The sequence below is a fragment of the Micromonospora coerulea genome (assembly GCF_016598485.1).
Taxonomy (GTDB): domain Bacteria; phylum Actinomycetota; class Actinomycetes; order Mycobacteriales; family Micromonosporaceae; genus Micromonospora; species Micromonospora coerulea.
On record NZ_JAEMUW010000014.1, the window covers coordinates 67,160 to 79,758 of the forward strand.

Annotated in this window: 7 protein-coding genes; 5 read left to right on the forward strand and 2 right to left on the reverse strand. The window is 75.1% G+C overall.

Annotated elements, in window-relative coordinates:
- Positions 1-10 precede the first annotated feature (10 nt).
- Positions 11-388 carry a PH domain-containing protein gene (locus tag I8N68_RS18945; protein WP_200211650.1) on the reverse strand — a complete coding sequence of 126 codons (378 nt, stop codon included), beginning with the start codon at positions 386-388 and terminating at the stop codon, positions 11-13.
- A 242-nt stretch (positions 389-630) separates the two neighbouring features.
- Between I8N68_RS18945 and I8N68_RS33660 the strand changes: the two genes are divergently transcribed.
- From I8N68_RS33660 to I8N68_RS18965, 4 genes are all read left to right on the forward strand, one after another.
- Positions 631-2,943 carry a putative bifunctional diguanylate cyclase/phosphodiesterase gene (locus I8N68_RS33660; RefSeq protein WP_307812880.1) on the forward strand — a complete coding sequence of 771 codons (2,313 nt, stop codon included), beginning with the start codon at positions 631-633 and terminating at the stop codon, positions 2,941-2,943.
- Positions 2,940-5,447, forward strand: coding sequence for a glycoside hydrolase family 2 protein (locus tag I8N68_RS18955; RefSeq protein ID WP_200211658.1), 2,508 nt, complete (start codon positions 2,940-2,942; stop codon positions 5,445-5,447). The genes I8N68_RS33660 and I8N68_RS18955 overlap by 4 nt, the downstream gene beginning before the upstream one ends.
- Before the next feature lie 90 nt (positions 5,448-5,537).
- A complete protein-coding gene (locus I8N68_RS18960; protein WP_200211661.1) occupies positions 5,538-5,873 on the forward strand; it encodes an ArsR/SmtB family transcription factor in 336 nt (111 codons plus the stop codon).
- Between the two features lie 8 nt (positions 5,874-5,881).
- Positions 5,882-7,606, forward strand: a complete 1,725-nt coding sequence (locus I8N68_RS18965; RefSeq protein ID WP_234040133.1) for a SulP family inorganic anion transporter — start codon at positions 5,882-5,884, stop codon at positions 7,604-7,606.
- Positions 7,607-8,071: 465 nt separating this feature from the next.
- On the opposite strand, the gene ilvD is transcribed toward I8N68_RS18965, so the two are convergent.
- On the reverse strand, positions 8,072-9,919 hold the full coding sequence (ilvD, locus tag I8N68_RS18970; protein WP_200211662.1) for a dihydroxy-acid dehydratase: 1,848 nt from the start codon (positions 9,917-9,919) through the stop codon (positions 8,072-8,074).
- 129 nt (positions 9,920-10,048) lie between these two features.
- Here ilvD and I8N68_RS18975 point away from each other — a divergent pair, with 129 nt between their 5' ends.
- The gene (locus tag I8N68_RS18975; RefSeq protein WP_234040134.1) at positions 10,049-12,493 is read left to right on the forward strand and encodes a putative bifunctional diguanylate cyclase/phosphodiesterase; all 2,445 of its coding nucleotides are present in this window, start codon (positions 10,049-10,051) and stop codon (positions 12,491-12,493) included.
- Positions 12,494-12,599: the final 106 nt, after the last annotated feature.

The window sequence follows — 12,599 nt, forward strand, 5'->3', positions numbered from 1 at the left end:
CCGGGCCGGCTCAGCGGGTGCTGTCGGGCAGTTGCTGTCCGGTGGCGGCGATCAGCCGGGGCAGCTCGGTGGCCCGGACGGCGGGCAGCACCAGCTGCTCGCCGTCGTCGAGTCGGACGACCGCCCGGCCGCGCCCGTCGGCGGTCAGCTCGGCGACCCGGTCCCAGGCGATCCGCCGCTGCCCGGTCAGCGCCCGCAGCCGCAGCTCGCGCGGGTCGGCATCGGTGCCGGACCGCCAGGCCCACACCGCCACGGCCAGCGGGATCAGCAGTACCCACAGCAGCCACCAGCGGGCGTTGGCCAACGGCAGGGCGCCGATGAACGCGACGATCGCGGCGACCAGGATCGCCTGGCTGTGGCGGAAACGGACGGTGTCGGCGCGGCTCACCCTCCGATGATCGCACCTCGCCCGGGAGCGGCTCCGGCCGGGCGGGAACCCGATGGGTGGCGAGACTGCTGTGACCGGTGTCACTGCGGCCCGGCCGTAACTGGTCGACGTCGAAGTCGTTTGTTCGCGTGGCCGCGCCGGGTCTCGGGGCGGCCGCCCACTGTCGCCACCCCCGACCCCCGACCGACCCGTACGTCGCTCCGCAACGCACCGCCCCGTGCCCCCTCACGAAGGCGACCGCCGTGCCCGTCGCGTACCCCTCCGGCGATCACCGTCGCCGCCCGTCGCCGCCCGACCTGGTCGTGCTGGCGGTCGGCACGCTGCTCGTCCTGGCCGGCGTCGGCGGCCTCGTCCCGCCGCCCGCGGCGCTGGCACTCGCCGTCGCCGCCGGCTCCGCCCTGGCCGGCGTCCGGCTCTCGTGGCTGGCTGGCGTCGCACCCACCACCCGGGCCCGCCGGGTTGCCTGGTCCCGCCGGGCGGTGGCGCTGCTCGACGCGGCCGTGCTGGCCGCCGGGCTCACCGTCGCCGTGCTGCCGTTGACCGACCGGGCCCGCCGGCCGTCGATCGTGCTGGTCGGGCTCGCCGTCGTCACCGCGCTGTCCACCGTGGGCCTGCTCCGCCTGCCCGGCCGTGCCCGGCTGGCCCGCCCGGAACGGCTCCGGCGCGCCGTGGACGTGGTCGGCCTCGGCGTCAGCCTGGTCTTCGCGACCTGGGTGCTGCTGCCGCCGGGTGCGGTTCCGCCGGTGGCCCGGACGGTGACCGTCGCCGGCGCGGCGGGGGTGGCGGCGCTGTCCGTCGCCGCGCTGGCCGAGCGGCGGCGCCGTCCCGGCGCGGCGCTCTGCCTGGCCGGCGCGGCGGCCACCCTGGCCGGGCTGGCCGGGCTGGTGGTGCTGCTGGCGTACAGGGCGCCGGAGCGCGTCCACCTCGCCGTGGTGCCGCCGGTGGTGGCGGGCGCGCTGCTCACCGCGGCGGGAGCCCGGCTCGCGGCCACCGGGCGGCGGCTCCGCGCGGACGTGCTGCCCGCGACCTGGCCCCGGGTGACCGCCCCGGCCGGCATCGCCGCGCTCGCCGCCGGGCTGCACCTCTGGGCGGTGGGGGAGTTCACCGCGCCCGCGGTGGCGCTCGGGCTGGCGGTGATCCCCCCGGTGGTGCTCCAGGAGCTGCTGACCGCCGCCGAGCACCGCCGGCACGCCGAGCGGCTCACCGTTCAGGAGGCGCGGCTGCGCGAGTTCGTCGGCGACCTCGAGGAGCGGGACCAGCCGCCCCGGACGGTCCGCCGGCTCACCCCCACCGATCAGCTCACCGGGCTGGCCGACCGCCGGGAGGTGCTGCACGAGCTCGCCCGCCGCGAGCCGGGCGCGGCGCCGGGGGCGCTGCTCGTCATCGAGTTGCACGGCGTCGGCGTGGTCAACGACGGGTCCGGCCGCCCGGTGGGCGACGAGGTGCTGGTCGAAATGGCCGGCCGCCTCCGGGCCGGCTGTCAGCCCGGCGACCTGGTGGCCCGGCTGACCGGCGACGAGTTCGCGGTGCTCACCGACATCGGGCCGGTGCTGGCGTACGCGCTGGGCACCCGGCTGCTCGCCGCGCTGACCGAGCCGTACCCGCTGCCCGGCGGAACGGCGCGCCTGCGGGCCAGCGTCGGGCTGGCCGAGACCGCCGGCGGGGACCCGGAGGACGTGCTGCGCCAGGCGGACCTGGCCCGCCGTCGAGCGGTGCAGCTCGGCCGGGACCGGGTCGAGTGGTACGACGCCTACCTGGAGGAGCAGCTCGTCCGCCGGCTGGACCTGGAACGCGAGCTGCCCGGCGCGGTGGCCCGGGGTGAGCTGGACCTGGTCTACCAGCCGGTGCTGGGCCTCCCGGACCGGCTGGCGGTGGGCACCGAGGCCCTGCTGCGCTGGCGCAGCCCGGTGCTGGGCACCGTGCTCCCCGCCGAGCTGCTGCCGGTGGCGGAGGACCTTGGCCTCGTCGGTGAGGTGGGCCGGTGGGTGCTCGATCGCGCCTGCCGGCAGCTCGCCGAGTGGTCCGAGGGCGGTCGGGAGCTGTGGATGTCGGTGAACGTCGGGCCCCGGGAGCTGGCCGCGCCGGACTTCGTGCGCCGGGCCGCCACCGCCCTGGCCGCGTACGGCGTGCCGCCGGACCGGCTGGTCGTCGAGGTGGCGGAGCCGGGTATCACCGCCGAGCTGTCCACGGTGGTGGCCCGGCTGGCCGGCCTCCGGTCGCTGGGCGTGCGCACGGCGCTGGACGACTTCCGCGCCGAGCACGCGTCCCTGGCGCAGCTCCGCCGGCTCCCGATCGACCTGCTCAAGGTCGGCCCGCACCTGGTCGGGGCGGCCGGCGACGGGCAGTGCCCGCTGATCGAGGTGGTGCTCAGCCTCGGCGACCGGCTGGGGGTGGAGGTGGTGGTCGAGGGGCTGGAGTCCGCGGACCAGGTGGACGGGGCATGCCGGGCCGGCTGCCGGTACGGGCAGGGCTACGCGCTGGCCCGGCCGGCCACCGCCGAGCGGGTTGAGGCATGGTTCGAGGAGTTTCCGTCGACGCCGCGGAGGATGACATGAAATGGACGTCAGATCGTCCGCGGAATCAGGGAAGGCGCGGTGAAGTCGTGAGCCGTCAAGCACTGCACGAGGGCTGGGTGCTGCGGGCCGTGGCGGGCCCGCAGGTGCCGCCCGAGGTCGCCGACCAGGCGGTGCCGGCCACCGTGCCCGGCTGCGTGCACACCGATCTGCTGGCCGCCGGCCTCATCCCGGACCCGTACCTCGACGACAACGAGACGCGGCTGGCCTGGATCGGGCGCACCGACTGGGTCTACGAGACGACCTTCACCTGGCAGCCCGGCGACGACGACCGGGTGGACCTGGTCTGCGCCGGCCTGGACACGGTCGCCACGGTGAGCCTCAACGGCACCGAGGTCGGCCGGACCCAGAACATGCACCGCGGGTACCGGTTCGACGTCCGGTCGCTGCTGCGACCGGGTGTGAACACGCTGACCGTCCGCTTCGACTCGGCGTACCGCTACGCGGAGGCGCACCGGGACCGGCTGGGCGACCGGCCCAACGCCTATCCCGAGCCGTTCCACTTCATCCGCAAGATGGCCTGCAACTTCGGCTGGGACTGGGGTCCCACCGTGGTGACCGCCGGCATCTGGCAGGAGATCGGGCTGCACGCCTGGTCCACCGCCCGGCTCGGCACCGTCCGGCCGCTGGTCACCGTCTCCGGCGCCACCGGCCGGGTGGAGCTGCACGTCGAGGTCGAGCGGGCCGCGGACGCGCCGGTCACCGTCCGCGCGACGGTCGCCGGCGCGGCCGGCGAGGTGACGATCCCGGCGGGGGAGCGCACGGCCATGCTGACCCTCACGGTCCGCGACCCCGAGCGGTGGTGGCCCCGGGGGTACGGCGAGCAGCCGCTGTACGACCTGGCGGTGACCCTCTGCGCCGAGGACGGCCCGGCGCTGGACACCTGGTCCCGCCGGATCGGGTTCCGCTCGGTACGCCTCGACACCGCCCCCGACGCGCACGGCTCCGCGTTCGCCCTGCTCGTCAACGACGTGCCGGTCTTCGTCCGCGGGGTCAACTGGATCCCCGACGACGCGTTCGGCAACCGGGTCACCCGGCAGCGGCTGGCCGAACGCTTCGACCAGGCGGTCGGGGCGAACATCAACCTGCTCCGGGTCTGGGGCGGCGGCCGGTACGAGTCGGCGGACTTCTACGAGCTGGCCGACGAACTCGGCCTGCTGGTGCAGCAGGACTTCCTCTTCGCCTGCGCCGCGTACCCGGAGGAGGAGCCGTTCCGCACCGAGGTCGAGGCCGAGGCGGTCGAGCAGGTGACCCGGCTGGCCGCCCACCCGTCGCTGGTGCTCTGGACCGGCAACAACGAGAACATCTGGGGCTGGCACGACTGGGACTGGCAGGAGCCGCTGGCCGGCCGCACCTGGGGGCGCGGCTACTACCTGGAGCTGCTGCCCCGGATCGTCGACGAGCTGGACCCGACCCGGCCGTACTGGCCGGGCAGCCCGTGGTCCGGCAGCGACGACGTGCACCCGAACGATCCGGCGCACGGCACCATGCACATCTGGGACGTCTGGAACACCGACGACTACCCGAAGTACCGGGAGTACGTGCCGCGCTTCGTCGCCGAGTTCGGCTACCAGGCGCCGCCGGCGTACGCGACGCTGCGCCGGGCCCTCTCCGACGAGCCCCTGGCGCACGACTCGCCGGGCATGGCGCACCACCAGAAGGCGCTCGACGGGGACCGGAAGCTCCAGCGCGGGCTCGACGCGCACCTGCCGGTGCCCACCGACTTCGACGACTGGCACTACCTGACCCAGCTCAACCAGGCCCGGGCCATCCAGCTCGGGGTGGAGCACTTCCGGTCGCACCGGCCGGTCTGCATGGGCACCATCGTCTGGCAGCTCAACGACTGCTGGCCGGTCACCTCGTGGGCGGTGGTCGACGGCGACGGCCGGCGCAAGCCGCTGTGGTACGCGCTGCGCCGGGCGTACGCCGACCGGCTGCTCACCGTGCAGCCGCGAGACGGCGGGCTGGCCCTGGTCGCGGTGAACGAGACCGGCGAGGCGTGGCGCGCGCCGGCCACGGTCACCCGGGTCACCCTGACCGGGGAGCCGAGGGCGAAGACCTCGGTCGACCTCGACGTCCCGGCGTACGGCTCGGCGGTGCTGGCGCTGCCGGCGGAGCTGGCGCGGCCGGACGAGGCCCGGCGCGAGCTGGTGGTCGCCGAGGCCGGCGACCGGGCGGAGCGGGCACTCTGGTTCTTCGCCGAGGACCGGGAGGTCCAGTGGCCGGCGGCCGAGTGGGACGCGGTGGTCGAGCCGACCCGCGACGGCCAGCGGGTCCGGGTGACCGCCCGGACCGTGCTGCGCGACCTGACTCTCTTCCCGGACCGGCTGCACCCGTCCGCGCAGGTGGACCGGGCGCTGGTCACCCTGCTGCCGGGGGAGTCGGCGACCTTCACCGTGCGCGCCGACGCGCCGCTGGACCCGGCGGCGCTGACCGCCCGCCCGGTGCTGCGCTGCGTCAACGACATCACCGCAGGCGAGGCATGAGGCGGCGCCCCTCGTCGCAACGCCGCCCGCGCTCGGCAATTGAAGAATTCTTCAAGTGCTAAAGTCTTCAGGGCGACGGGGAGGATGTTCATGTCGGTGCCGCTGTACCAGGCCAAGGCCGAGCTGTTCCGCACGCTCGGGCACCCGGTCCGGATCCGGGTCCTCGAGCTGCTTCAGGACGGCCCGAAGCCGGTCCGGGACCTGCTCGCGGCCATCGACGTCGAGGCGTCCAACCTCTCCCAGCAGCTCGCCGTGCTGCGCCGCGCCGGGATGGTCACCTCGCACCGCGACGGCCCCCTGGTCATGTACGCGCTCAGCACCCCCGACGTGGCCGACCTGCTGGCCGCCGGGCGGCGCATCCTCGGCGCGGTCCTCACCGACCGGGACGGCCTCCTCGACGAGCTACGCGCCGGGACCGACCGGTGAGCGAACCCATGGTGGGCCACCGCACGCGGCAGGCCACCGGGTGGCGGCCCGTCGCGGACGTCGTGCGGGAGCGGGCGTTCGGGCTGCTGCCCGGCCGGGCCGACTGGGCGGCGGCCCGCCGTTCACCCCGACGGGACCTGCTGGCCGGGCTGACCGTGGCGGTGGTGGCCCTGCCGCTGGCGCTGGCCTTCGGCGTCACCTCCGGGCTGGGCGCCCAGGCCGGGTTGGTCACCGCTGTGGTCGCCGGCGCCGTGGCGGCCGTCTTCGGCGGCTCCAACCTGCAGGTCTCCGGACCGACCGGGGCGATGACCGTGGTGCTGGTGCCGGTGGTGCAGCGCTTCGGCCCCACCGGTGTCCTCATGGTCGGGGCGATGGCCGGGCTGGTGCTGATCGCCCTCGCCCTGGCCCGCCTCGGCCGGTACGTCCGCTACCTGCCCACCCCGGTGATCGAGGGCTTCACCGCCGGCATCGCGGTGGTGATCGCCCTGCAACAGGTGCCCGCCGCGCTGGGCGTGACCGGAGCACACGGCGACAAGGTCTGGGCGGTGGCCGCTGACGCGGTCGCCCGGTTCGTCGTACATCCGAAACCGGCGGCCCTCGCGGTGGCCCTCGCCGTCGCGGCGCTGATGCTGCTCGGCGCCCGGTGGCGTCCCGGGCTGCCGTTCTCGCTGCTCGGGGTGGCCGCCGCGACGGTCCTCGCGGAGCTCGCCCCGGTCGACCTGGTCCGCATCGGCGCGTTGCCGCAGGGGCTGCCCGCGCCGTCGCTGGGCTTCCTCGACCCCGGCGCGGTCGGTGTGCTGCTGCCCAGCGCGCTCGCGGTCGCGGCCCTCGCCGCGCTGGAGAGCCTGCTGTCGGCGACCGTCGCCGACGGGATGACCGTCGGCGAGCGGCACGACCCGGACCGGGAACTCTTCGGCCAGGGCCTGGCCAACCTCGCCTCCCCGCTCTTCGGCGGCATTCCGGCGACCGCCGCCATCGCCCGCACGGCGGTGAACGTCCGGGCCGGGGCGGGCTCCAAACTGGCCGCCCTCACCCACGCCGTCGCCCTCGCGGCGATCGTGCTGGCCGCCGCGCCGCTGGTCGGCCGGATCCCCCTTGCCGCGCTGGCCGGCGTGCTGCTGGCCACCACTGTGCGCATGGTCGAGGCCGGCTCGCTCTGGGCGCTCGCCCGGGCCACCCGGGGCGACGCGCTCGTGCTGGTGCTCACCTTCGCCGTCACCGTGATCTGGGACCTGGTGACCGCGGTGGCCGTCGGCCTCGCCGTCGCCGTCGTCCTCGCGCTGCGCGCGGTCGCCCGCAGCGCCCGGCTGGAGCAGGTCCCCCTCGACCCCGGCGAGCACCGCGCCGAGGAGCACGCGCTGCTAACCGAGCACATCGTGGCGTACCGGCTGGACGGGCCGCTCTTCTTCGCCGCCGCGCACAGCTTCCTGCTGGAGCTCTCCGAGGTCGCCGACGTCCGGGTGGTCATCCTGCGGATGTCCCGGGTGACGACGATGGACGCCACCGGTGCGCACGTCCTCGGCGACGCGATCCGCCGGCTGCGGGGGCGCGGCATCACCGTCCTGCTCTCCGGCATCACCCCCGGCCACGACCAGGTGCTCAGCACCCTCGGGGTCGCTGACGAGCTGCGCCGGGAGGGGCTGGTCTTCCCGGACACCCCGGCCGCGATCCGCCACGCCCGGACCGTCGCGCTGGCCGGAGCCGACGCCCCCGCGACGGCCGCCACCGCCTGACCCCCGGCCGGTCCCTCCCGGTCGCGAACGCCGCCGGCCGGCAGTTGTCCCGCCGGGATCCGGACGGCAGCGGATCGTCAGCTCGGCAGGGCTCCCAGGCCGGCGAGGAGCTCCCACCGTTCGTCGGCGGAGAGCACCGCGTAGGCCGGCTCGTCGCGGCGGTCGGTCTCGGCCTCGATCGCCTGGCGGGCCGGCCCGTCGGTCAGCGCCTGGCGGTCGCCCGCTGCGCGAAGACGCCTCCCCGACGCCGGACCCTACCGACCCCGGGTGATCCGCGCGGCCCGGCCGGCGGTGGCGACTGCCCCTGGCGAGCGGCCCGGCGGTGGGCCGGGACCGTCGTCGGGTGAGGGCATCCGCGAGCGATATACCTGAGAGGCATAAATATGACTCTCAGGTATATCGCTCACCGGGCACCTGTCTGGTGCGGCCCGCCGCCCGGTCGCCGGTGGAGCGGGTCGCGACCGGTCACTCCGGGACGCGGCGGTAGGCGCCGTCGCTGGCCGAGGTGGCCATCGAGGCGTACGCGCGCAGCGCCGCCGACACCGGCCGCTGCCGGTCGGTCGGGGTGTACGGGCGGTCCCGCTTCTCCTCGGCGACCCGGCGGGCCTGGAGCACGTCGTCCGGCACGTTGAGCTCGATCGATCGGCCCGGGATGTCGATGACGATCTCGTCGCCGTCGCGCACGAGGGCGATCAGGCCGCCCGAGGCCGCCTCCGGTGAGACGTGCCCGATGGACAGGCCCGAGGTGCCGCCGGAGAAGCGGCCGTCGGTGAGCAGCGCGCAGGACCGGCCCAGCCCTCGGCCCTTCAGGAACGAGGTGGGGTAGAGCATCTCCTGCATGCCCGGGCCGCCCTTCGGCCCCTCGTACCGGATCACCACCACGTCGCCGGCGATCACCTGCCTGGCCAGGATCGCCGAGACCGCGTCGTCCTGCGATTCGTAGACCTTCGCCGGCCCGCGGAACGTCAGGCACTCCTCGGGCACGCCCGCGGTCTTCACCACGCAGCCGTCCGGCGCCAGGTTGCCGTGCAGGATGGCCAGCCCGCCGTCGGCCGAGTACGCGTGCTCCTGGTCCCGTACGCAGCCGCCGGCCGCGTCGGTGTCCAGCGACGACCAGCGGTTGGCGGTGGAGAACGGCTCGGTGGTACGCACCCCGCCCGGGGCGGCGTGGAACAGCTCGACCGCCTCCGGCTTCGGCGACCCGCCCCGGACGTCCCAGTCCGTGAGCCACTGCGCCAGCGAGGGGGAGTGCACCGCCTGCACGTCCCGCTTGAGCTGGCCGGCGCGGTCCAGCTCGCCGAGGATGGCCGGGATGCCGCCGGCCCGGTGCACGTCCTCCATGTGGTACTGCGGCGAGTTCGGCGCGACCTTGGCCAGGCAGGGCACCCGGCGGGAGATGGCGTCGATGTCCGCCACGTTGAAGTCCAGCTCGGCCTCCCGGGCGGCGGCGAGCAGGTGCAGGATCGTGTTGGTCGACCCGCCCATCGCCACGTCCAGGGCGACCGCGTTCTCGAAGGCGCTGCGGCTGGCGATGGCGCGGGGCAGCACCGAGGCGTCGTCGCCGTCGTACCACCGCTTGGCGATCTTCACGACGGTCCGGCCGGCCTCGACGAAGAGCGACCGGCGCGCGGCGTGGGTGGCGAGCGTCGAGCCGTTGCCGGGCAGCGCCAGGCCGATCGCCTCGGTGAGGCAGTTCATCGAGTTGGCGGTGAACATGCCGGAGCAGGAGCCACAGGTCGGGCAGGCGGAGCGCTCGATCTCGCCGAGCTGGTCGTCGGTGACCGCCTCGTTCGACGAGGCGATCATCGCGTCGATCAGGTCGATCTTGGAGTGCACGATCCCCTCGATCGCCACCGTCTTGCCGGCCTCCATCGGGCCGCCGGAGACGAAGACGGTGGGGATGTTCAGCCGCAGCGCGGCCAGCAGCATGCCCGGGGTGATCTTGTCGCAGTTGGAGATGCAGACCAGGGCGTCCGCGCAGTGCGCGTTGACCATGTACTCCACCGCGTCGGCGATGAGCTCCCGGCTGGGCAGCGAGTAGAGCATGCCGCCGTGGCCCATCGCGATGCCGTCGTCCACGGCGATGGTGTTGAACTCCCGGCCCACCCCACCCGCCTCGGCCACCGCGTCGGCGACCAGGCCGCCGAGGTCCTTGAGGTGCACGTGACCGGGTACGAACTGGGTGAAACTGTTGGCGATGGCGACGATGGGCTTGCCGAAGTCGTCGTCGGTCATCCCGGTGGCCCGCCACAGGGCCCGGGCACCGGCCATCGTCCGACCGTGGGTGGAGGTCCTCGACCGCAGCTCAGGCATGCGTACCAGTGTGGCACCGCCGCCGTGGCGACCCCCGGCCCCGCGCGCCGTGTCCCAACAGTTGCACACCCGGTGCCCCACGCGGTGCGCGGATCCGGCACAGTTGAGGTCGTGCACTTCCCCCCGGGCATGGTCGCCGCCGCGGTGCTGAGCGGGCTCGTCGCCGCCGGCGCCACCGCGCTGCTGACCGCCTCGGCGCGCCGCCGGGCCGGGCCGCACCGCCCGGCTCACGCGCTGCTCGCGGCCGCGGCCGGCCTCGCGCTGATCACCCTCCTCGTCGGGGTCACCGCCACGTTCGCTGCCGGCGAGCACTGGGCCCACCAGCAGGGACAGCGCACCGGCTTCGCGACCCTGATCTCGGTCGGTACGGCGCTGTGCGGGCTCGCCCTCGGCGGCGCCCTGCTCCGGCTGCCCGGCACCGCCGCGGCCGGTCCCGCCACCGCCCGGCTGCTCCTCGACGGCCTGATCATGGCGAGCGCCCTGTGGTTCGTCGGCTGGGTGGCCTACGCCGAACCGACCCGCTTGCTCGGTGCGGCCACGCCGGCGGCCTGCCTGCCGATCGTGCTGGCCACGGTGACCGCCGCGTTCACCGCCGGGCTGACCATGATCATGGTGCTGCGGGCCGCCGCGCCCCGGCGCCGGCTCGCTCTCCTGGGCGCGGGCGTCACCGCGGTGAGCTGCGGCGGGCTCGGCCTCGCCGCCGGGCTCTGCCAGGCCGGGCCGGAAATGGCGCTGACCGGCGCGGCGGTGCAGGCCGCCGGCCTGCTGGCCACCGCCCTCGCCGTGCACCGGGTCGACCCGCCCGGCCAGGTAGACGTCGACCTGATCCGCCGGGACGGCGAGTACGCCTTCGTGCCGATGTTCGCCATGGCGGCCTCGGCGATGTACCACGTCCTCCAGGGCGGCCGGTTCGACGCGTTCGGCATCGTCGCCGGGAGCGTGGAGGGCTTCGCGCTGGTGGCCCGGCAGTACCTCGCCCTGCACGACGTACGCGGCTACGCCGGCCGGCTGGCCGAGCGGGAGGCGCACTTCCGCGAGCTGGCGCACACCGACCCGCTGACCGGCCTGGCCAACCGCCGGGGGCTGCTGCGGGCGATGCACCGCTGCGTGGAGGCCGGCGTCCCGTGCGTGCTGCTCGGCCTCGACCTGGACGGCTTCAAGAACGTCAACGACATGCGCGGCCACGACGTCGGCGACGTGGTGCTCGCCGAGGTGGGCCGGCGGCTGCGCGGCAACCTGCGCCCGGGTGACCTGGCGGCCCGGCTCGGCGGCGACGAGTTCGCGGTGCTGATGCACGGTTCGACCGACGCCGACCGGGTCGCCGAGCGGCTGCTCGGGGTGCTGGGCCGCCCGTACGAGCAGCCGGAGGGGCCGGTCTTCCTCTCGGTCAGCATCGGGGTGGCCGGGAACTGTGGCGAGCCCGATGTGGAGCTGCTGCTGCGCAACGCCGACCTGGCCCTGCGCTACGCCAAGCAGCGCGGCAAGAACCGGATCGAGCGGTACGACGCCGCGTACGACCAGCTGCTGCGCCGGCGCACCATGCTCGAGCACGAGCTGCGCGGGGCCATCGAGCGCGACGAGCTGCGGCTGGCGTTCCAGCCGGTGGCCTCGCTGCCCTCGGTGCGCCCGGTCGGCGCCGAGGCGCTGCTCCGCTGGCACCACCCGGAGCTGGGCAACGTCCGGCCGGACGAGTTCATCCCCCTCGCCGAGGAGTGCGGGATGATCGCCAAGCTGGGCGCCTGGGTGCTGCACCAGGCCTGCTACCAGCTCTCCCGCTGGCTGGCCGACGGGCACGACGTCTGGGTCTCGGTGAACGTCTCGCCCCGCGAGCTGCACGCCCCGGAGTACGTCGTCCAGGTCGCCGACGCGCTGCGCGCCCACCACGTGCCGCCGCAGCGGCTGGTGCTGGAGGTGACCGAGCACGCCGTGGCCACCGACCTGGACGAGCTGATCCGCCGGCTGACCGCGCTGCGCCTCACCGGGGTCCGGATCGCGCTGGACGACTTCGGTGCGGGCTACTCCTCGCTGGGGCAGCTGCGCCGGCTGCCGATCGACATCCTCAAGATCGACCACAGCCTGGTCGCCGAGCACGAGCCGGTGCGTCCGGTCGGCCGGGACGGGCCGGCGTTCGCGCCGATGGTCGACATCGTCATGCGCCTCGGTCACCAGCTCGGCCTGGAGGTGATCGCCGAGGGCGTCACCAACCCGACCGAGCTGGCCGCGGTGGTCGCGGCCGGCTGCCGGTTCGGGCAGGGGGCGCTGTTCGGCTGGGGGGTGCCGGCCGAGCACCTGGAGGCGATGCTGGAGGCAGCCACCTCCCCGGGAGCACGGCCCGCCTCGGCACCGCCGGCACCACCGGCCGCCCCGGTCCGCCGGACCCCGTCGCCACTGCTGCCGCGCCTGCGGTCGAACCCGCCGGCGCCGACGCCGCAGGTGCCCGGGCAGCGCGCCCCGCAGGAGGGTTTCCCGCAGGTGGGAAGGGCCGTCGAGGCCACGTCCGGGTACGACACGCCCACGTCCGTGAACCAAAATGTGGGATCAGTTGACTCATCGCGTGAGATGCGTCAGGCTTAGCCGCATGTCGTCGAACCGGTCGCTGCGAGTACTTACCTGAGCGCACTCTCCCTCACCGAGAGTGCGCTGGCCCCGTGCATCCTGCACGTGGGCCGTTTTTATTGCC

Excerpts from the sequence above, each read along its gene's own strand:
- ilvD (WP_200211662.1), bottom strand. The coding sequence starts at position 9,919 with ATGCCTGAGCTGCGGTCGAGGACCTCCACCCACGGTCGGACGATGGCC.
- I8N68_RS18955 (WP_200211658.1), top strand. The coding sequence starts at position 2,940 with ATGAAATGGACGTCAGATCGTCCGCGGAATCAGGGAAGGCGCGGTGAA.
- I8N68_RS18975 (WP_234040134.1), top strand. The coding sequence starts at position 10,049 with ATGGTCGCCGCCGCGGTGCTGAGCGGGCTCGTCGCCGCCGGCGCCACC.
- I8N68_RS18960 (WP_200211661.1), top strand. The coding sequence starts at position 5,538 with ATGTCGGTGCCGCTGTACCAGGCCAAGGCCGAGCTGTTCCGCACGCTC.
- I8N68_RS18965 (WP_234040133.1), top strand. The coding sequence starts at position 5,882 with ATGGTGGGCCACCGCACGCGGCAGGCCACCGGGTGGCGGCCCGTCGCG.